Genomic DNA, 21,238 nt, shown 5'->3' on the forward strand with positions numbered 1-21,238 from the left:
CGAATGTCAGTAACAACACTTTATCTTCCGCTTTATTTTGTCTATTAAATATCTATCTGAACGGATATAAACAGCCTCTATTATGAAAATCAAAAAATTTTTTTCATAGCCATGTATATAATTCTCTTTTTCTGCTCACAATGGTTGCAGAGGTGATGAAAATGAAAGAGGAATTCAAAGGCCCAAAAAATAAATGGAGCCAAATTTTCCGTAAGAAATGGTTTTTCCCAGCTTTGTATTTAAGTATTGCAGCTGTTTTATTAGGGTCAGTCATTTGGTATCAAAATGCAGGATCTGATGTTTCAGAACCAGCTGATCAAAGAGATGGAGAGGAAGATTATCTTCCGGTTATGAACGAGGAAGACTCTGCCCCCGTAGTGGATCAGCAGGAATTGGTAGGAATGCCGCTTGAAAACACAGATGAAGCAGAAATCGTAACTAAATTTTTTGATTACAACGCAGAACAAGAAGACAGAGAAAATGCACTTGTACTTTACAACAATCGATACTATCAAAGTACAGGAGTAGATATCGCAGCAGCAGATGCAGAAACATTTGATGTCTTAGCTTCCATCAGTGGAACCGTTGAAGAAGTGAAGGAAGACCCGTTACTTGGAAATGTGGTAGTTTTATCTCACAGCGACGATTTAAAAACGTATTATGCTAGTCTTGAAGACGTAGCTGTATCCGTTAGTGATCAAGTAGCACAAGGAGATGCACTTGGAACAGCTGGTAACAACTTGTTTGGCAAAGATAATGGCACACACTTGCATTTCGAAATCCGTAAAGACGGTACAGAAGTTAATCCGGAAAGTTACTTCGACCAGCCAGCTTCCAGTATAGCTGTAGAAGAAAGTGCGGAACAGGATGAAGCAGTAAGTGATGAACCAACGTCAGAAGAGCCGACTTCAGGAGAAGAAACAACAGAACCTGAAGAAGATGTGGAAGACACAGAAGAAGATGCAGAACAAGATACAGAAGAGGAAGAAGCTCCAAGTGAAGATGAAGAAATCGATGTGGAGTTAGATGATTCAGAAGAATAATAGATAGCTGCTTGGGAAAAGCTGAAAAATCCGGTAATGCATTAGATGCATTGCCGGATTTTTGATGTTTCTGAAAATGAAGATAGAGGTAAAGAAAAGGTTCTTATCAAACAAACGATTTCGAAATTTCCTGTGTTGCATCCATTAATGCAGGAATATGTCTCTCCATCATGTCGTGATTAAATCGAAAAGCAGGACCTGAAATGGACAATGCTCCGACAACACGCTGATTCTGGTCAAATACAGGTGCAGAAAGTGCAGAAACATTAGCATTGATCTCCTCAAAGCTGGCAGCATAACCATTTTCCCTCGTCGTATTTATCTTTGCAGCTAAGATATGACGTTCTTCTGTAGATAAACTATTCAGCACGTCTTGAAGGATTTCTTCAGATTGAAAAGCTAGAATCGCCCGGCCTGTAGCACCGGCATGGATAGGGTACTGATTACCGACTCCTACAGATCGCCTGATTTCCTGCTGGCTTTCATATTCCATGACACATAACCTAGTATGTCCATTAGGTATATAAAATCCAGCTGTCTCACCTGTCTGGTTACGTAATCGAATGAGCCAAGGCTCGACAACAGGGGCAAAAGGCAGTTCTGTTATGATCTTATTTGCATAATCTAAAAAAGCAGGGCCGAGTGAATATAGTTTGGAATGCGTATCTTGCAGTACAAAACCTTCCGTTTTCAATGTTGTTAGTAAACGATGAACAATGGTTTGGGAAAGGTTTAATTCCTTGCTGATATAACTGACGCTTTGCGGACCAGGTGTTTCTTTCAGATGCTCTAATACTTTGATTGCTCGTAATACCGTTGCAGATACATCTGCTTTTGTCTTCATGATAAACCTCCAGAAATTGATTCATTAGCATACTTTGGAATGATTATAGCATATTACTTATTATCTAAGCAGCGCTTAAAAAAAGGAAGCCTGCTGTATGATCGTTCATCACTTACTTTTAATATAACGAGTTTTGTATTGACAGTAGAAATCCATTGCTTCACTGCCTAATTCTTTGAAAGTTCCAGTGCTGGATTGCTTATAACCGCCAAAAGGAGCCTGATAGAATGTACCTGTGGTTGTCATATTCACTTTCACAATTCCTGCTTCGATTTCATGTAATGCCTTATTCATATATTCCAAATTTTTGGTGCAGATAGCGGATGACAGACCATAATCTACATTATTGGCGACAGCAATGGCCTCGTCAATATCGCGGACTTCTGTGATACAGTTAACAGGCCCAAATACTTCTTCTTGGAAAATACGCATGGATGCAGTCACATCACGGATGACAGTGGGCTCTACAAAATAGCCGTGCTCAAATGCAGCACCTTCTGGAACGTTCCCGCCAGTAAGCACATTTGCCCCTTCCTCTATAGCACTTTGAATCAGTGCAAGCGTGGAGGACTGTTCGGATTTGCTCACCTGTGGTCCTACTTCAACACCTTCTTCCATGCCATTTCCGACCAACAGCTCTTTGGTCTTTGCCACAAGCTTTTCTGTGAAAGTTTCGGCAATTTCATGATGAACGATAAGTCGGCCTGTAGCGGTACATGCCTGTCCGGTTTGCCCATAGGCGCCTGCTGCAGCAAGCTGTACTGCTTCGTCTATATCCGCGTCTTCCATGACAATAAGCGGATTTTTTCCGCCCATTTCCAGCAGGCAGCGTTTCATATCTTTGGCGGCTTCTGCATACACTTTTTTTCCGGAATCATTGGAACCGGTAAACGTGACGGCTTTGACTGCTTTGTGATGAATCATTTCCGAAACAAGCTTTCCGGGTGCAATGACGTTATTGATCACTCCAGCAGGAACGCCAGCGCGTTCAACGATTTCCATAAACTTCATCGCAGTCAACGGTGTTTGAGATGATGCTTTCAATACCACCGTATTACCGCTTGCAATCGCTGGTGCCGTCTTCCATGCCGGGATAGAAAGCGGAAAATTCCACGGGGTGACGACAAGGACAACACCAAGCGGTTCCGGCTTTGTTTCAATTTGAACATCCGGCATATCTGCTTCCAAAATGGTTCCTTTTAGACGGCGGCATTCTCCAGCATAAAATCGAATAATACCAGCTGCATACCCAACTTCTTTGATGGCATCTGTAAAGGTTTTACCTTCTTCCATGACAATGGTCTTGGCTAATGCCTCTTTTTCGTCTTCCATTAATGCAGCAATGTTATATAAATAGTTTTCACGCTGTGGTGCAGGCGTGCGTTTCCATGACTGAAATGCCAATGCTGCAGCATCAATCGCTTCTCTTACATCTGCTGAGGTGGATGGGTAATAGGAGGAAACAATTTCCCGAACATTAGCAGGGTTTACTCCTTGTTTCCATTCAGTTCCGGTGGGGGCTGCCCATTTCCCGTTTATAAAATTTTTTAATGTTGTTGTTGCCGTCATGATAAAACCTCCTTGTATATTTCCAATCTATTTATATGAGAGAGACGCCTGTGTTTGCTTATTCATGCATTCCCGGAAGCTTTTACGAGTGTTTCCCGGCCGATTTGATCCAATTCGTTCCAATGATGCATATCGATTTTGGCGCCTTGTAAATAGGTCTTTTCAAAAGTTGCTTTTAAATGGACGGATTCTGTCAATTGCATTGTTCTGTTTTCTGCTGCCTGACGCAGCTTTCTGATGCAAGAAGTAATCCATGTTGTTTCAGAGGTACAAACAAGCCAAAAGCCATCGCTTGTCATACTGGCTGTTTCATATTGCCCTAAATCTGCGGTAAGGTTTTGTTCCATAATTTGCTCGGCAGCGTCCCCTTCAGCAAAGAAGGGAAAGGCGATTTCCGGAGTAGAAAGAATCCACATAGGCTTTCCCTCCCTTGTTTTATAATTCACCAAACACCCTTTTCCTCTGGAAGCGATATAGTGGGCCGGTTGGGCAAGCAGTCGCGAACGGGTTGTATTTTGCATATAAACGCGGACGGTACGCTTTGTTTCGGACATCCCTAAAGCAAAGTCTGCCATCAATTTACCAAGGATAATCGCGCTTTGCCTCCTTCCATCAAAGCGATATAATCCTTTCTCCTCTTGAAGAAGATGGATGCTTTCCATGCCGGGCGGGTTGATATTTGGAATTTCATCCAGCAATACCTGCATCCCGTTTAACCCGATAAATTCACTCCACGTCACTACTTCGGCCCCATCATCTGCGCATCCATAGGGAATGCCGCATGCGCGAAACACCTTTTTACAATGAATAAATAGCTCTACATAGGATACGCGCATTTCTCCGCCTCCTTTTTATCTTTAAATCCTTCCGTAAAGAAACGTAACCAGTTGCCTCCCATCACTTTCGATACATCTTCGCCTGTCATGCCTTGTTCCATGAGTCCTTTTGCAATGTTAGGAAAGTCTTTCGGAGTCCGGAACCATGAAGGCCACTCTGGCCATGACGGATTTTCCTTTGAACCAGCTCCATAATCAACGTCATGTGTCCATCTCCCCATTCTCATCCAGTGCAGAAAATCTGTGGACATATTTAAGGTTAAATCCGTGCCTAAGCCAACCTGGTCGATTCCCATAAAATCAACGGTACGGATAATCATACTGCAGAATTCTTCCAGCGTTGTGTCTTTCCCGTTTAGAAGGTGCGGATATGCACAAAGTCCGAGCACACCGCCATTATCTTTTAATGCACGGAGAACTTCTGGGGATTTGTTCCGTTTTGTTGGATAAATCCAATTCGGATTGGCATGCGTTATGGCCACAGGACGTTCTGATACCGCAATGGCATCAAGGGAAGTCTGCTCTCCTACATGTGAAAGGTCCACAACCATGCCTACCCGGTTCATTTCCTGAACTACCAATTTGCCGTAACGGGAAAGCCCGCTGTCTCTCTCTTCATAACAGCTGCTTCCAATCAAGTTTTGATTATTATAGGTCAGCTGCATCACTTTCAAACCAAGTTGATTGAAAACAGAGACAAATGAGAGTTCATCTTCCAAAGCAGAAGTGTTTTGTGTACCCAGAATCACGCCGATTTTTCCTTCCTGTTTTGCCTTTAAGATATCGCTGCCCTGAAACACCTGCATGATGAGATCATCATTTTCTTGAAAGAAACGATGCCATTGACCAATGTTATGAAGTGTTTCCCGGGCATTTTCCCATAACCCGCAGCATGCGTGGACGCAAGTAACACCACCTTTTTGTAAAAGATGTACAAATTCTCTGTCCCAGTTGCTTAACTCTAGAGCATCAATGATAATTTCGTTTGGTTGCTTCATCGTTTCTCTCCTTTCTGTGTCGGTAATTGTGGAAATACCCAGTTATCAGGGAATGGCTCTCCGATTTCTTCAACAAGCGGCGCCCCCTGAAATAACGTAATACGAACCCAGCGATTCGATTTGGGATTGAAACGTTCCGCTCCAAAAAATGCTAATTTAAATCGGAGTAGATTGACAGGTAATAAATCTTTGCTTAATAGATTGGCCTGAATTTCTCCATACTCATAACCGTCCAATGATTGAATCCGTTGTATGATCCCTTTATAGTGAGGGTGTCTCAAAATAAAAGATATGACAATCTCTTCTGGATGAGCATCTATTAAAGCCCGGTAAAGTTCCTGTACTTCTTCTGCTACATTCATCGACAGCTCCTTGTCGCTTCCAGATTCTTGCTCACGAATACCCAAACGCGGCTCTTCTTTTTCTTCGGAACGGTACCAGAAATAATACGTTTCATCCGGATCGGTAAAATCATATTGAAATGCCCAGGAATATTGTTGTTTGATTAAATCAAGAAGTTCTTTTATTTTCATGCGCGGTTCAATTTGATAGGTTTCTTCGACGTTCATGCTTCGCTCCAAATCAATGATATGATCGGTATAAATCTCCAGCAGCAGGGTGTGCAGCAATTCCTGCATTTCCATGGATACGGTTTCATCGGTGAGAATAGATAAATCGTGCCACATGTCATTTGTCGTTTTTCCCATCATTGTCCCAGCGTTTACATATTCCAGAACCACTTTTTTTAGAAATCTGCTTTGTTCTGCCAGCTTTTCCGGTTTGAAAAAAATCTCCCTGTCTATCAGTCTGGAGTCATCGAAGTAATTTGCTACGCGATTGAGCCAATAAACCATTAATGTAAGGTCATCTGGAGACGGTTGAATATCCTTTACTCTGGCTATTGCTTTTTCTCTGATATAGACCCATTGATGAATCAATCTGGGATGTGCGTTAAGAAAAGGAGCCATCCCTAATCCGGTTGCATTGCCGGTGCCCATAAAACGTTTGATTTCTGGTGCTAACCGAACAGCATCCGGATTTTTTTGTAAGGCGATATGTTCCACAAGGTCAAAGCTAAAATGGCGCAACATATACACTGCAAACATCTGAGCTTGAAACGGACCGCTGAAAGGGTGGTTATCCTTCATTTTTTCATAAGGAGCAAGCCCGAATTTTCCATTCCCATAAACCGCAGTTGTTCGTAATAAATAACCAACTTCATTTAAAATTTTAGGATCAGGCTGTTTTTGTCCTGCAAGGCAATCAATCACATAATCAAAAATTCTGTTGCTTCTATTAGCGCGTGACCAGACAAGATCAAAAGCGTCACCGCGTCCTGCTTCTTGCTTTGGTAATTCCTTTTTTAAACTTTCTATTTTTTTATCAGAAACAATCCCTTCACATAAGGCAAAAGTGACGTCCCAAGTTTGTGAAATAACGCGGTCGCTTCGTTCATCATCCTTGATAGTTGTCGAGATAACGATAAAGGAAAACGTATGCTTCGGTGTTTGAATCTGATATACACAATGACCGTGCCCATCCTGATTTAATTCAAATACCGTTCGTTCTACTTGCCAATTTTCTCGCATCATATGTCTTAATAATATGCGTAGAAAACTTAAACTTGTCAGGCGGAATGCACCAATACGTTCCAGTTTCATTACTTGAGAAGCCGGGCGTAATTTATGATTTTCGTGCTTCATTTCTATCATGCTGTACACCTCCATGAACGAATCTTTTATAAAATAATTGTAAGGGCTTTCAATAAATAATAAATAAAAATGAAAGTCTATATTTCATCTTTATTCCGATAATAGGAATTTGATACCGTTATTTATTTAACTAAATAATAAAATAGAGATGAGTTATTGTCAATATTAAATATTTTCGGACAATGGTTTTTACCTTTCCGTTGTTGCATGAATAAAGAAACGCGTTGACTTTATCACAGGAGTGCTATGTAACTTATTTTCCAAAATACACCTTGTCCCCCTGATTATTTGTACAAAACTTAAGCATAAAGATGCGCTTTTTTTAATATGATGATATTACAAACCATGCAATCGAACTGTCTGAGGTGAAAAACATGTGATTTAGAAGCATCCTTTATCAAAAGTGGACCCTTTTTCCTTTTATAAACCAATGGCTACATAAAAAATAGTCAACCGCTTATTTATAAGTCCTATCCCAAAACATACACCCTGTCCAAGCGACACCTCGGAATTACAACTTAGGGGGGCGAACGGTGTGCATGATTACATCAAAGAAAGGACAATCAAAATAGGGAGGCACGTTGTCGAAACAAGAAAAACAGTCCGCACCATTGCAAAAGAATTTGGCGTATCGAAAAGTACAGTTCATAAAGATTTGACAGAACGGCTTCCAGAAATAAATCCCAAACTTGCACTAGAGGTAAAAGAAATACTGGAGTACCATAAAGCAATCCGCCACTTACGCGGGGGAGAAGCAACCAGAAAAAAATATAGAACGCCGAAAGAAGAAGAATTATTAAAAGAAGCAAAAATTACACAGCAATTTTTATCATCTTCCAGCAGGACCAAAGCACAAGGCAGTTAGAAATAAGAAAACAATCCAATTACAACAGGAAAATTGGGTTGTTTTTTTGTGTCTTCAAAATGCGGATGATGTAATGATGATTCCTATTAATACGAATTACTTAAAGATTTTATGTAGAAGAAATTATCAAACAATTCATTGACTGAACAGTTGTTAGGTAATATAATAAGCTAACAACTGTTAGGTGGTGAGATATTGCAAAAGAAATTAATCGATGCAGCATTGAAACAGTATGCTTTACATGGCTATCATGGCGCAACCATGAGGAAAATAGCGGAAGAGGTTGGAATTAAACCAGCATCCATTTATTTTTTCTATAAGAATAAAGAAGATTTATTTACAGTCGCATTCAAGCAATTTTTGGATAACCATTTCAGTAAAATGAAATCAATTCTGAATGAAAAGCGAAATGAACCTGTCCAGCAAATCTTTTCTGCTATGTTTGAAGGAATTGCAGAACACCATAAAGGGGATATGCAGGGAACAGATGCTTATATTTCACTGGTTACTTCTCCGATACCCGGTATTTCACAATATTTATATGATCATATGCAGCGGTATAATGATTGGCTGGTTGAATCATTAGATTCGATCATGCGAAATAGCTACTCGCAGATGTCCGCTGATGAAATTGACCGAATCATCAAGCAATTTGTTTTAATTGGTAATGGCGTCTTCTGGGGAATTAAATTATATGACGGGGATGATTTTGACGAACAAGTTATGCTTGCCAGCCAATTGATGTATTCCTTATTAGATGAACGACATCAAAAAGATGTACAGACAGAGCATTTTTCGGGATAGAGGGATGATTTCAAAAAGGTAATTTTTAAATCATTTGTTAATTCAATCATTCAGCTGAATAGATGGGAGATGTTAAAGAAAGTGCCATTCCCCATGAAGCGCAGCATGAAGATAAGAGGGAGGAACAGATAATGGGGAATAAAACCAATATAGGAGATGATTATTCATTAACCAGAGTACCAATCGAAGCAAGGAAGTCTCTTTGGAGTATCACGATCATCAGGGTAGGGGCTTTAGCAACCATTTCTCAATTTATTTTGGGTGCTTCGTTGGGTTATGGAATGACTTTTTGGCAGGCTTTTTGGGCAACCATGTTCGGAAGTGTTATCTTGCAGGTGGTCAGCTTTCTTTTAGGGTATGCAGGGGCGAAGGAAGGTCTTTCTACCAGTTTACTTTCACGGTGGACAGGCTTTGGGAGGTATGGATCCAGTATTATTGGGGGCGTGATTGCCATCTCCTGTATCGGCTGGTTTGGTGTTCAAAATTCTGTATTTGCGGATGGTCTGGTTCAGGCAACGGGAGGCAGACTTCCACATGCAGTTGCTGCTACGATTACAGGACTCGGCGTTACGGTACTCGTCATCTTCGGATTTAAATTGCTGAGTATTACTGCGACAATCACTGTACCACTATTCTTACTGGCAATGGCTGTTGGTGTTTATTATGTGTTTAGTGAGTATTCCATTAGCGGATTATTTTCTGCTGTTCCAGCTGGTGATCCATTGACAATGGGAGCAGCTGCCACGATGGTTGCAGGAGGATTTATCATCGGTGCAGTAATCACACCAGATTTTACCCGCTTTGCGAAAAGTGGTAAAGATGTATTTTGGATGGCGACCATTGGTGTCCTTATTGGGGAACTGGGTATTAATATGATTGCCGTATTGATGGCTCTGGCTGCCAGAACAAATGATGTTGTGAGCATTATGGTACAAGCTTCCGGCTGGCTTGGAGCAGGTGCTGTTGTTCTGTCTACCGTTAAAATTAATAATCTGAATCTTTATTCTTCTTCACTCGGTTTTACAAATATTTTTGATTCGATATTTAAAATCAAGCTCAACCGTGGAAAAGTGACATTAATAATTGGGGTTATCGGAACGGTGCTATCTGTTCTCGGGATGCTGGATTACTTTGTTGATTTTCTGGTGTTTCTGGGGGTGCTTGTTCCGCCAATTGCAGGGATTATGGTGGTGGAATATTTTATCTTAAAAACACATCGCAGAAGCCTGGATGAAACCAGAGCAAAAGGAACGCTTCCAACCAATGTGGAAAAAATGCATCCAGTCACACTCGTTGCCTGGGCAGCAGGATTTGCTGCAGGTTATGTGATTACAATTGGCATTCCTTCCATTAACTCGCTGTTGGTTAGCGGGATCGTCTATTATGTTGGGTCCCAGATCTTTCGAAAGAATAAAAAATCAGACAATGGAACCGTATATGTTAAAGAAATGGAGGCTAATAAATGAGAATCATAGATAAACAAGAAATTGAAGACATCGCTGTTGGTGCAGCATTGCTTGGAACAGGCGGCGGTGGCGATCCATATATCGGAAAATTGATGGCGTTGCAAGCCATTGAAGAAAATGGGCCGGTAACCTTATTGGATATAGATGAAGTTCCAGAGGATGCTTTGGTCGTTCCTTCTTCCATGATGGGGGCGCCAACAGTTATGCTGGAGAAAGTGCCTAGCGGTGAAGAAGCTATTGAAGTTTTTGGGAAGCTGGAAGAGTTTCTCGGTGAAGAAATCTATGCAACATTTCCGATTGAAGCGGGCGGAGTAAATTCGATGTTACCTTTTGCATTAGCCGCCAGACGAGGGCTGCCGGTTATTGATGCGGACGGGATGGGAAGAGCTTTCCCTGAATTGCAAATGGTAACTTTCTATTTAGACGGTATTTCAGCAACACCGGCAGTAATCGGTGATGAAAAAGGAAATACGGCGCTTTTATCAACGATTGACAATGTCTGGACGGAACGGATTGCCCGGGCATCTGCCATCCAGATGGGCGGTTCTGTCATGAATGCCATGTATTCCATGACCGGGAAAAATTTAAAAGACAGTGGCATCTCCGGTATTTTGAAGTTGGAAGAAGAAATTGGGAAAACCATTCGCCTTAGTAAAGCGAACAACGTTAACGCGATTCAGGAAGTATTAAAAACAGTTGGCGGATTTGAATTATTCCATGGAAAAGTAACGGACATTAATCGTAAAACAGAAACTGGATTTGCGAGAGGGACAGCATCTTTTGAAGGAATTGATACGTATAAAGGGGAGACCCTTCAGCTTCGTTTTCAGAATGAACATCTGCTGGCACAAGCGGGACAACGTCTGCTTTGTGTGACGCCGGATTTAATTGCCGTACTCGATGCGGAAACAGGGCTGCCGATTACGACAGAAGGTATCCGTTATGGTTCCAGATGTGTGGTAATCGGTATCCCATGTCATGAAAAATGGAGAACGGAAAAAGGGATTGCAGCAGTTGGACCCAAATATTTCGGTTATGACGTGGAGTATACACCAGTGGAAGAATTAGTTCGTAAAGGAGAGGCTGAGTAATGAGTACGTATCGTATTGGAATTGACGTTGGCGGAACACATACGGATGCTGTTTTGCTCAATCAAGATAATCAAGTCATTTCGGAAACAAAATCATCAACGACAGAGGACGTTGCGACAGGGATTTATACAGCTATGCATGAAGTCATTGCAATGGCGAATGTTTCCCCGCAGGATATCCGTTATGCCATGCTTGGGACAACCCATTGTACAAATGCGATTGTGGAAAGAAAAGGATTAAATAAAATGGCAGCCGTACGTATTGGTGCTCCTGCGACATTAGCCGTAAAACCATTAGTCGGCGTACCAGACGATCTCCGGGAAACACTCGGAAAACACGTCTATCTTGTGCGTGGCGGGCATGAATTTGATGGCAGAGAAATTGTGGATTTGGATGAAGATCATTTGTATAAGATTGCTAATGAAGTAAAAGGAGCGGTCGATTCGATTGCGATTACGTCTGTTTTCTCTCCAGTTTCATCACATCATGAAGAGAGAGCAAAAGAAATTTTCCAAGAGGTATTAGGAGAAGATATTGCGATTTCTTTGTCTGCTGAAATCGGTTCTGTAGGCTTGTTGGAGAGAGAAAACGCAACAATTCTGAATGCATCAGTCATCCGCGTGGCGAAAACAGCAGCAGATGGATTTATTCAGGCTTTAAAAAATGAAAAAGTGGACGCAAACGTATTTTTTGGACAAAATGATGGGACGTTAATGTCGGTCGATTATGCTGTTCGCTATCCAATATTTACCGTTGCTTGCGGTCCGACAAATTCATTACGCGGTGCTTCGTATTTAGGCGGCTTGTCCAATGCGATTGTGGTGGATGTGGGCGGTACCACATCAGACGTTGGCGTATTAATCAATTCTTTCCCGCGGGAATCTTCTTTAGAGGTAGAGATTGGCGGAGCGAGAACGAATTTTCGGATGCCTGATTTAACTTCCATTGGACTTGGCGGGGGAACGATTATCCGTGTAAAAGAAAACGGAGCATTTACGATCGGACCAGACAGTGTTGGTTATCTCTTGTCTGAGAAAGCCCTGATTTTTGGTGGAGATACGCTAACCACAACAGACGTAGCTGTAGCTCTAGGCAAAGTGGATCTTGGTGATGCTTCAAAAGTTGCTCATTTGGATAAAGCTTTGTTGCATCAAATTTATGAGAAAATGGTAGAACTTGTAGAAGAAGCAATTGATAAAATGAAAACATCAGCAGATCCCATCCCCGTGATTCTTGTTGGCGGAGGAAGCATCCTGCTGCCAACGGAATTAAAAGGTGCTGAAACGGTGATTCGTCCAAAACACTCTGGTGTTGCCAATGCGATTGGCTCTGCCATTTCACAAGTAAGCGGTCAGGTGGAACGTATTTATATACTGGATGAAGTAGGAAGAGAAAATGCGCTGGAATCCGCGAAAACAGAAGCAAAATCAGCAGCTGTTCATGCAGGTGCGGATACAAACAGCCTCGTGATTGTAGATATAGAAGATGTTCCATTAGCTTATTTGCCGGGAAACGCCACACGAGTAAGAGTAAAAGCCGCAGGAGAATTGAATCGAAACATATAATATAAATAAAAAACAAAGACAAAACTGGAATTCGATGCCGGTTTTGTCTTTGTTTTGTGAAAATGAAATTTGTACATACATAAAGCATCCTGAAATAAAATTTAATATAGAACCAATTTTGTCATATTCTCTGATTAAAAAAATCAAAAAAAACTTATTTTCATACAGTTAATTACCGTGTTTTGTGGTAAAATGATATACTAGTAGCATTTTGTCTTAGGACGGTGCAAGATAGTAACGCTAGGAGGATTTAGATTCATGTTTTCCAGAGATATTGGGATTGATCTTGGTACCGCAAATGTATTGATACACGTAAAAGGAAAAGGGATCGTTTTAAATGAGCCATCTGTTGTCGCGATGGATAAGAATACAAACCGCGTACTCGAGGTGGGAGAAGAAGCCCGTCGTATGGTTGGACGTACACCGGGAAATATAGAAGCGATGCGCCCATTGAAAGACGGTGTAATCGCTGATTTTGATGTAACGGAAGCAATGTTAAGATATTTTATAAATAAAATTAACGTAAAAGGTGTATTATCGAAGCCCAGAATGTTAATTTGCTGCCCGACGAATATTACGAAAGTCGAGCAAAAAGCAATTAAAGAAGCAGCGGAAAAATCTGGCGGAAAACGCGTATACTTAGAAGAAGAGCCTAAAGTAGCTGCAGTTGGTGCCGGAATGGATATTTATCAGCCAAGTGGAAACATGGTCGTTGATATTGGTGGTGGTACAACGGACGTGGCTGTATTGTCCATGGGCGGTATTGTTACTTCCCAATCCATTAAAATGGCCGGAGATAAGTTTGATTGGGATATTCTTCAATATATTAAAAAACAATATAAACTGCTTATTGGTGAACGGACAGCAGAAGATATAAAAATCAATGTAGCAACCGTATTTCCGGACTCACGCCATGAATCCATGGATATCCGAGGTCGTGACATGGTATCCGGACTGCCAAGAACAATAACGATTGAATCTGAAGAAATACAGAAGGCGTTAGTGGAATCCGTGGAACTTATCGTTCAAGCGGCCAAACAAGTTCTGGAGCAAACTCCACCGGAACTATCAGCAGATATCATTGACAGAGGAGTTATTCTGACTGGTGGCGGCGCACTGTTGCATGGCGTAGATAAATTGTTAGCGGAAGAGCTGAAGGTTCCTATTTTTATCGCAGAGGACCCAATGGATTGTGTCGCAAAAGGAACAGGGATTATGCTTGAGAACATTGATAAAATTGAAAAAAGAAGCGTGAATTGATAGAAGGAGCTGGCGGAGTGCGTTTCTTATCCTCATACTGCTAGCTCTAATTTCAATCGGTTCAGTGACGGAGGAGGGAGCTTTGTGTTAAGAGGTTTATATGGAGCAGCGAGCGGAATGATGACGCAGCAGCGGCAGCAGGAGGCATTGTCTAATAATATTGCCAACGCTAATACGCCGGGCTACAAAGCCGATCAGACAGCAATTCGGGCTTTTCCGGAATTATTGATTCAGCAAAGCGGCGGTCAGAACACCATTCCCACAACACAAGGAGGATTCAATCCTTCTGATTCGCGCCCATTAGGCGGAATGAATACAGGCGTATATGTGCAAGAAACGATACCCCGCTTTTCCCAGGGAGATATCACGGAATCGGGATTGCCAACAGATGTTGCGATTCAGCAAAGAGAGGTTCCTGACGAAAATGGTGCCATTTTTTTCGCCGTTCAGAACGGTGATGGAGATGTCCGCTATACACGAAATGGGAATTTCACAATTGATGCAGACGGTTACCTTGTGACCAGTCAAGGAAATTATGTTTTGGATGAGAACGGCGAAAATATTCAGACGAACGGAACCGTTGATACAATAACCCCGGAAGGCGTCATTCCGACAGCGGACGGAGATACTGCACTCGGTATGCAATATGTAGCGGACGTAAACACATTAACGAAGGAAGGCAATGACCTTTTCGATGGTGATGCAGAAGCGGTACCTGCAGAAGCAGCATTTGCATTGCAACAGGGCGCATTAGAACAATCCAATGTAAACACGGAACAGACAATGGCGGATATGATGGATGCGTATCGCTTATTTGAGAGTAATCAACGTGTTTTGCGGGTATATGATGAAAGTCTGGGTAAGGCTGTTACAGAAGTTGGCCGATTAACGTAAGGAGGAATGGAAGATGTCACGCATGATGAATCAAGCAGCAGTAACCATGAACCAGATTCAGAACAAATTGGATGTTATCGGGAATAATATTTCCAATAACAATACAACAGGATATAAAAGCAGACAAACGGAATTTTCCTCCTTGTTGAGCCAGCAAATTGATAATTTAAACGCGCCGGAAAACGCAGAAGGCAGGTTGACCCCTGACGGTATACGTGTAGGAAGCGGCGCAGGACTAGGTGCCATTCAGTTAAACCAGCTGCAGGGAAGTGCGATGGAAACAGATCGTGCTTTGGATGCTGCATTAACAGAAGCGAACACATTCTTTCAAGTAAACCGGATAGAGAACGGTCAGGAAGAAACAGTCTATACCAGAGACGGTTCCTTTTTCCTTTCCCCTGTTGAAGGAGACATGGTGGCCTTGACAACTGCAGATGGTCACCCTATTATCGGTAATGACGGTCCCATTGAAATTCAAGACGGATTTGATGACATCGAATTAGATGACCAGGGGCAATTACTCGTAACTAGAGGCGGCGAGCAGGAAGCAGAAGCAGAACTGGCTATTGCGGAAGCGGTACGGCCCAGCGCTTTGGAAGCAGAAGGAGACAACTTCTTCACAGTCACTGAAGAAGCAGATATAGATGAAATCATGCAAGCATATGAGGGAGAAGACGCTGTGATAAACCCGCAGGCATTGGAACAATCCAATGTGGACTTATCGCAGGCGATGACTGATATGACTGCAGCCCAACGGCTTTATCAATTGAATTCACGCTCTATCACCATGGGCGATCAAATGTCTGGGTTAGTAAACACGATTCGTTCTTAAGCTTTACGGACAGCCGATGTTTCATAAGCTATATACCGCGTTCGTGATCAAGAAGCAGGCTTGATTCTTATGAACCTTTTTGGACAGCCATTTGTAAGGAGTTACAGAAATGACTAAAAATCCATCTTCACAGCATACCTCACCCAAAGCTGGACAAGAGTCAGCTGCAGCCAGTGAGGAACAAGCAGTACAACAGGAAATTTCCAGAAAGACAGAAAAGAAAGAAAAACAACAGCGTAAATGGGAAGCGAAACGCAACAGACCAAGGTTGCGTATTTTTCCAATCTGGTTACGGATTATCGTTATTTTGATATTTGCCGCAGCTGCTTTCGTTATTGGATTAATGATTGGCTTTGCGGTACTTGGTGATGGTTCTCCGCTGGATGTTTTACGCTTAGAGACGTGGCAGCATATTATTGATATCGTGAATAAAACAGACTAAAACATATTCGATGATGGACGGGTATGTTTTCCTGTTTTTCCAGTATCAATTTATACATACATAAAGGAGTTGAGAAAAGGATGGATATTCAACAAATTAAAGAAGTTCTTCCACACCGTTATCCGTTTTTATTAGTAGATCAAGTAAAAGAAATAGATGAAGGCAAAAAAGTCACAGCCATCAAAAATGTCACTGCGAACGAACCTTTTTTCCCGGGTCATTTCCCGGACTATCCGGTCATGCCAGGCGTTCTCATTTTAGAAGCCCTTGCTCAAACTGGAGCTATTGCTGTTTTAGGCATTGAAGAAAACAAAGGCAAAATCGGCCTGTTGGCAGGCGTAGACAAATGCCGCTTCAAACAACAAGTAAAACCGGGAGATCAGCTGGAACTGACCGTTGAAATTATCCGGATGAAAGGACCAATCGGCAAAGGAAAAGGCACGGCAACGGTTAATGGGAAAGTAGCTTGTGAAGCAGAAATCACCTTTGCGATAAAATAAAACTTCAATCTGTTGAAGAAGGTCTGACACATAACACGTTTCAGCAGGGCAGGTAATCTCGGTTTCAGCGAGAAGGCCATGAAATATGTAATAAATTTCCTGAATGAATAGAATGAAAAAATGTATGATTCCTCTTTTCCAGGATAACCTAATTTCGAGCAATAGGTTATTTTAGAAGGGAGGAATTTTTTATGAAAAAGGTACTTTTAAAAGTTGGTGCTTCTGCATTAGCTCTGACATTAATGGCTGGGTGTGGGACCTCGAATGATAATGATGAGCCTGCAGATGAAAACCCGTCCATGGATCAGGAAGAAAGACAAGATGACATGAACGAAGAAAACAATGATCAAAATGACCAGAATGACCAGAATGATCCGATGGATGACGATAACCTTAATGAGCCGGATGAAGATTTGCCACGTGACGATAAGAACTAATCAAACGCCAATGAGAAAGAAGAAGGCAATGTACCCCATATCGGCCATTCCCTTCTTCTTTTTTATTGACTTATAAGAAAAATCATACTGACATAAGGAAATGTTGCTTAGTATACATATTCTTCGCTTTCAGTTACATCATCGGAAGTAAGTCCGGATAGTACATGAACACGCAGAATATAACCGACCAGCTTCTGTTCTTCGTTCACAACAGCTAACGGGAAGCTGGATTCCAATGCTTTTGGAATTAAATCATTAATATATTCTTCCTCTTGAACAATTGTAATATCTTCCCGTAATACATCGTTCAGGGATTGATGATCTTTAATCCCCTGCATCGCATCATCAATCGTAACAATCCCCTGCAACCGTCTGGAACGGTCAACGACAAACACACTGGAGATACCATTCTCCCGCATTTCCTTCACTGCGACATTCAAGCCATCTTTATTCGATACAAGCGCATTTGGCTTGGTCATAATATGGCTTGCCTGGAACACTTTCGAACGATCAATATCTTTAATGAAATCAGAAATATAATCATTGGCTGGATCTGCAATTATTTCTTCAGGTGTTCCAACCTGTTCCACATGCCCGTCCTTCATCACGGCGACGCGGTCACCAATCCGGAAGGCTTCATTTACATCATGGGTAATAAAGATAATGGTCTTTTGCAGTCGTTCTTGGATATCTAATAACTCAAGCTGCATTTCCCGGCGAATCAATGGGTCAAGTGCACTAAAAGGCTCATCCATTAATAGAATGTCCGGGTCATTGGTAAGTGCGCGTGCTAAACCGACACGCTGCTGCATGCCGCCGGATAATTCATCCGGGTATTTATTTTCATAACCTTTTAAACCAACCGTTTCAATATTTTGCATAGCCATATCTTGACGCTTTTCTTTTGGCACATTACGAACTTCCAGACCGTACTCTACATTTGCTAAAATAGATCGGTGGCTGAACAGGCCGAAATGTTGAAAGACCATAGCGATTTTTTCTTGACGGATTCTCTTCAAATCTTCCCGGCTGCTTTTCGTAATATCTTCCCCATCGATGATAATCGAGCCGTCTGTCGGTTTGTTTAGCAGATTGAAGCAGCGGATTAAGGTGGATTTACCACTTCCCGAAAGCCCCATGATGACAAAAACCTCGCCCTTATGGATATCAAAAGTGGCATCATAGACACCGACTGTATGATTGGTTTTCTTTAAAATTTCATCTTTAGACAGTCCCTTTTTAATCAAAGGAATAGCAGATTTTGGCTTGGAACCAAATATTTTAGATACATTTTTCACTTGAATTTGTACAGTCATTATTTCTTCCCTCCACGACGTTGTACTTTTTCAGCGATTCCGTTCGTAATACGGTCAATAATAATCGCCAGGAATACGATACTAATACCAGCTTCGAAACCAAGTGCAATATCAATCCGGTTAATGGATACCAGTACTTGCTCTCCAAGACCGGAAGCCCCGACCATAGATGCGATAACAACCATGGCTAATGCCATCATAGTAGTCTGGTTTACACCGGCCATAATTGTTGGTAAAGCTTGCGGCAATTGAACTTTCGATAAGGTCTGCCATCTGGAAGAACCGAAAGATTGCGCTGACTCGACCACTTCTTTGTCTACCCCGCGAATAGCTAAGTCTGTTAAACGGATAACAGGCGGCAAGGAATAGATTAATGTTGCAAAAATAGCAGAGACATTACCTAACCCAAAGAAGAAAATCGCTGGGATTAAATAAACGAAACTGGGCATGGTCTGCATCGCATCAAGAATTGGACGCAGGATGGCGGAAACCCATTTATTGAATGCCATTGCGACGCCGAGCGGAATTCCGATAATCAAACAAATAATAACGGCGGTTAAAATAATCGAAATCGTAATCATCATTTCTTCCCAAAGTCCAAATGTTCCAATGAGAAATATAAATATGCCGTATAAAATACCAGAGAAAAGCGATTTAAAATACCATCCCAGTAAAAAGATGATGATAATAAACAGCCACCATGGAATAAACATAAGAAAATCAGTCAGTCCACTGATGGACCTGGATGTAATAAAAAATATAAAATCAAATAAAGCTTCTAAGTTATCGGCAAGAAAGCTGACAAAATCGTCAACATACTTCCCGGCTTCGAAAGTAATATCCGGAAAACGAATCATAATTATTTTAACTGCTAAAAAAGCAGTGATTACCTCTCCTTCTTTAATATATTTGTACGATTAGGAAGAAAGAGCAGCCAGCCTGAGGGCAAGCTACTCCATATGTTCCTCATTTAACTATTCCAATGAATCAAGCACATCTTGGGCAATGTCTTCAGAAACCCATTCTGTCCAAATATCTTCATGTTCTTGCATCCACCATATAGCAGCTTCTTCGGTGGAAGCGCCATTTTCATCCATATATTCCAATGCTTCTTCCGTCAGGGCACTGCTAGTTTCATATTGCTCCAGAAACTCGGTAACTTCTGGCGCCTGTTCCGGAAAATCCGGATGAACGGAAATAACAACATCGTTTGGAGGGAATTCTGTCCCTCTGGATTCTTCCCAAACTTCTTCATCATAAGGCTCTTCCTCTAATAGAACCAAGTCATATTTTGCTGTAATCGCAGTAGGAGACCAGTAATAGCCAACCCAGCCTTCTCCTGCTTCATAAGCGCGCGCTAAATCTGTAATAATAGCTGAATCAGATCCTGGACTAAAATTATTAAATGATTCATCAAGTCCGTAAAAATCAAATTTTGCATTAATCGCCTGTTCTACTTCCCAGCCGCTTGGAGCATTAATTAAACGGCCCTTACCGGGATCTTCCGGGTCTTCAAATACTTCTGGATAATTCTTTAAGTCCTCTACGGTTTTCAAGTCCGGCGCAAGCGGTTCAATCCCTCTTTCCGGATCGCCTTCAATCACATAAGCAGGGACGTAAATACCTTGATCGTTATCATCAAAGTTCACCGATAATGTTTCAATATCTCCTGCTTCTGTTAGCTCTTCATAAAGCTCCCGGATATTATCTGTCCAGACCTCCATATTGACTTGAATATCTCCATCACTTAACCCTTGCATGGTTGCCGGGGTCGAACCCGAAGTGATGTCTGTTTCATAGCCATATCCTTCTTCAATGATCGTACCGGCAATATAATTATGTACATTCACGCTGTCCCAGCCGGCATCAGCAAAAACAATTGTTTCAATTTCATCACTGGATGAATCACTGCAAGCAGCTAAAATAAGAACAGATGCAGTCATGAATACAAATAATAATTTTCTCATTTTTCCATCTCCTTTTTATTTTGACAATTTTCAGGTATGAAATGGGTAAAAAATGCAAAATAGCTTGTAGAACAGAAACATTTTACAATTGGTAATGATAGTATTTTATTATGGGCTGGATGAGGATAAATGCAGTCAGGAAGAAGATAGCTATGATTCGATTCTTTATTATACCTTATACGCATAAAAATTAACAAAGCGCTTAAAAGCGGAAAATAGTGCAAATTTCTATGTAAAACGAGGATAAGCCAAGTTTAAATGTCGTTATCTTTATAATTGTCGAGAATACTCAATATTACATAGAAATCGTCGGAAAATAGAACTAATTTTAATAACTCAACTTTCGTACTTAAAAAAGTAACTTCCTTTCCATCGAAACAAGGGTTGATTGTTGCTTCCGTACATCTGTTGACAAAAAATAGAAGGTAAGGCGACCGCTACGGCGGACCGTTTTGCTTTCCGACGTACAGGACGTACTAGTGCAGACCTTGCAACAGGACGTTGCGTTCTTAGTCTGCCTAGGGGCACGCTCTTCAGCTAACTTTTGCCAAGAAGAGCACTTGGCAAAAGGGCATCTTCAGATGGTGCTGATCCCTCAGGAGTCAAAACGATCCTCCTCCGCTAGTGGGATATTCTATGCGGTTGTAATAGCTCAACAAATAAAAGTTAGATTAGACAGAACCAGTTTTTTTAGTGTGTGGTAAAATGTTCAGCAACCATTCCTTTCTGTGCATGAAAGCTATTCTCGATATGAATAATCCATGCTGTCATGCAACCATTTCAAATACCAGAATGAT

20 protein-coding genes are annotated in these 21,238 nt (G+C 41.5%); 12 read left to right on the forward strand and 8 right to left on the reverse strand.

Features of this window, described 5'->3' with window-relative positions; all coding sequences use genetic code 11:
- Positions 1–161 precede the first annotated feature (161 nt).
- Positions 162–1,043, forward strand: coding sequence for a stage II sporulation protein SpoIIQ (gene spoIIQ / locus B7E05_RS03040; protein ID WP_080872401.1), 882 nt, complete (start codon positions 162–164; stop codon positions 1,041–1,043).
- A 106-nt stretch (positions 1,044–1,149) separates the two neighbouring features.
- On the opposite strand, the gene B7E05_RS03045 is transcribed toward spoIIQ, so the two are convergent.
- From B7E05_RS03045 to B7E05_RS03065, 5 genes are all read right to left on the reverse strand, one after another.
- A complete protein-coding gene (locus B7E05_RS03045) occupies positions 1,150–1,887 on the reverse strand; it encodes an IclR family transcriptional regulator (protein ID WP_080872403.1) in 738 nt (245 codons plus the stop codon).
- Positions 1,888–1,995: 108 nt separating this feature from the next.
- Positions 1,996–3,456 carry an aldehyde dehydrogenase family protein gene (locus tag B7E05_RS03050; RefSeq protein WP_080872405.1) on the reverse strand — a complete coding sequence of 487 codons (1,461 nt, stop codon included), beginning with the start codon at positions 3,454–3,456 and terminating at the stop codon, positions 1,996–1,998.
- A 62-nt stretch (positions 3,457–3,518) separates the two neighbouring features.
- Complete coding sequence (locus tag B7E05_RS03055; protein ID WP_080872407.1) at positions 3,519–4,292, reverse strand: DUF3726 domain-containing protein; 774 nt, start codon at positions 4,290–4,292, stop codon at positions 3,519–3,521.
- Positions 4,274–5,290 (reverse strand): membrane dipeptidase, encoded by a 1,017-nt coding sequence (locus B7E05_RS03060; protein WP_080872409.1) that lies wholly within the window; start codon positions 5,288–5,290, stop codon positions 4,274–4,276. The genes B7E05_RS03055 and B7E05_RS03060 overlap by 19 nt, the downstream gene beginning before the upstream one ends.
- Positions 5,287–7,002: a hypothetical protein gene (locus B7E05_RS03065; RefSeq protein ID WP_080872411.1), complete on the reverse strand. Its 1,716-nt coding sequence runs from the start codon at positions 7,000–7,002 to the stop codon at positions 5,287–5,289. The genes B7E05_RS03060 and B7E05_RS03065 overlap by 4 nt, the downstream gene beginning before the upstream one ends.
- A gap of 535 nt (positions 7,003–7,537) precedes the next feature.
- Between B7E05_RS03065 and spoIIID the strand changes: the two genes are divergently transcribed.
- From spoIIID to B7E05_RS03120, 11 genes are all read left to right on the forward strand, one after another.
- Positions 7,538–7,867 (forward strand): sporulation transcriptional regulator SpoIIID, encoded by a 330-nt coding sequence (spoIIID, locus tag B7E05_RS03070; protein ID WP_080872413.1) that lies wholly within the window; start codon positions 7,538–7,540, stop codon positions 7,865–7,867.
- Between the two features lie 195 nt (positions 7,868–8,062).
- Positions 8,063–8,671 carry a TetR/AcrR family transcriptional regulator gene (locus B7E05_RS03075; RefSeq protein WP_179134437.1) on the forward strand — a complete coding sequence of 203 codons (609 nt, stop codon included), beginning with the start codon at positions 8,063–8,065 and terminating at the stop codon, positions 8,669–8,671.
- Between the two features lie 131 nt (positions 8,672–8,802).
- The gene (locus B7E05_RS03080) at positions 8,803–10,137 is read left to right on the forward strand and encodes a purine-cytosine permease family protein (protein ID WP_080872416.1); all 1,335 of its coding nucleotides are present in this window, start codon (positions 8,803–8,805) and stop codon (positions 10,135–10,137) included.
- Positions 10,134–11,228, forward strand: a complete 1,095-nt coding sequence (locus B7E05_RS03085) for an S-methyl thiohydantoin desulfurase family protein (RefSeq protein ID WP_080872418.1) — start codon at positions 10,134–10,136, stop codon at positions 11,226–11,228. The genes B7E05_RS03080 and B7E05_RS03085 overlap by 4 nt, the downstream gene beginning before the upstream one ends.
- Positions 11,228–12,793, forward strand: a complete 1,566-nt coding sequence (locus tag B7E05_RS03090; RefSeq protein WP_080872420.1) for a hydantoinase/oxoprolinase N-terminal domain-containing protein — start codon at positions 11,228–11,230, stop codon at positions 12,791–12,793. The genes B7E05_RS03085 and B7E05_RS03090 overlap by 1 nt, the downstream gene beginning before the upstream one ends.
- Positions 12,794–13,051: 258 nt before the next feature.
- Positions 13,052–14,053: a rod shape-determining protein gene (gene mreB, locus B7E05_RS03095; protein WP_080872423.1), complete on the forward strand. Its 1,002-nt coding sequence runs from the start codon at positions 13,052–13,054 to the stop codon at positions 14,051–14,053.
- 84 nt (positions 14,054–14,137) lie between these two features.
- On the forward strand, positions 14,138–14,947 hold the full coding sequence (locus B7E05_RS03100; protein ID WP_080872425.1) for a flagellar hook-basal body protein: 810 nt from the start codon (positions 14,138–14,140) through the stop codon (positions 14,945–14,947).
- A gap of 13 nt (positions 14,948–14,960) precedes the next feature.
- Entirely contained in the window at positions 14,961–15,779 is an 819-nt protein-coding gene (locus tag B7E05_RS03105) for a flagellar hook-basal body protein (RefSeq protein ID WP_080872426.1), read from the forward strand.
- Between the two features lie 109 nt (positions 15,780–15,888).
- Positions 15,889–16,221: a DNA-directed RNA polymerase subunit beta gene (locus B7E05_RS03110; protein ID WP_080872428.1), complete on the forward strand. Its 333-nt coding sequence runs from the start codon at positions 15,889–15,891 to the stop codon at positions 16,219–16,221.
- An 80-nt stretch (positions 16,222–16,301) separates the two neighbouring features.
- The gene (gene fabZ / locus B7E05_RS03115; RefSeq protein ID WP_080872429.1) at positions 16,302–16,721 is read left to right on the forward strand and encodes a 3-hydroxyacyl-ACP dehydratase FabZ; all 420 of its coding nucleotides are present in this window, start codon (positions 16,302–16,304) and stop codon (positions 16,719–16,721) included.
- 191 nt (positions 16,722–16,912) lie between these two features.
- Positions 16,913–17,158, forward strand: a complete 246-nt coding sequence (locus tag B7E05_RS03120) for a hypothetical protein (protein WP_080872432.1) — start codon at positions 16,913–16,915, stop codon at positions 17,156–17,158.
- Positions 17,159–17,265: 107 nt separating this feature from the next.
- Here the strand turns inward: B7E05_RS03120 and B7E05_RS03125 are convergent, their stop codons facing one another.
- From B7E05_RS03125 to B7E05_RS03135, 3 genes are all read right to left on the reverse strand, one after another.
- Positions 17,266–18,474 (reverse strand): quaternary amine ABC transporter ATP-binding protein, encoded by a 1,209-nt coding sequence (locus B7E05_RS03125; protein ID WP_080872435.1) that lies wholly within the window; start codon positions 18,472–18,474, stop codon positions 17,266–17,268.
- Positions 18,474–19,331 (reverse strand): ABC transporter permease, encoded by an 858-nt coding sequence (locus tag B7E05_RS03130; protein WP_080872437.1) that lies wholly within the window; start codon positions 19,329–19,331, stop codon positions 18,474–18,476. Before B7E05_RS03130 ends, B7E05_RS03125 begins: the two co-directional genes overlap by 1 nt.
- Positions 19,332–19,448: 117 nt before the next feature.
- A complete protein-coding gene (locus B7E05_RS03135; RefSeq protein ID WP_080872440.1) occupies positions 19,449–20,441 on the reverse strand; it encodes an ABC transporter substrate-binding protein in 993 nt (330 codons plus the stop codon).
- Positions 20,442–21,238: the final 797 nt, after the last annotated feature.

The sequence above is a fragment of the Oceanobacillus timonensis genome, from assembly GCF_900166635.1.
GTDB classification, from domain to species: domain Bacteria; phylum Bacillota; class Bacilli; order Bacillales; family Amphibacillaceae; genus Oceanobacillus; species Oceanobacillus timonensis.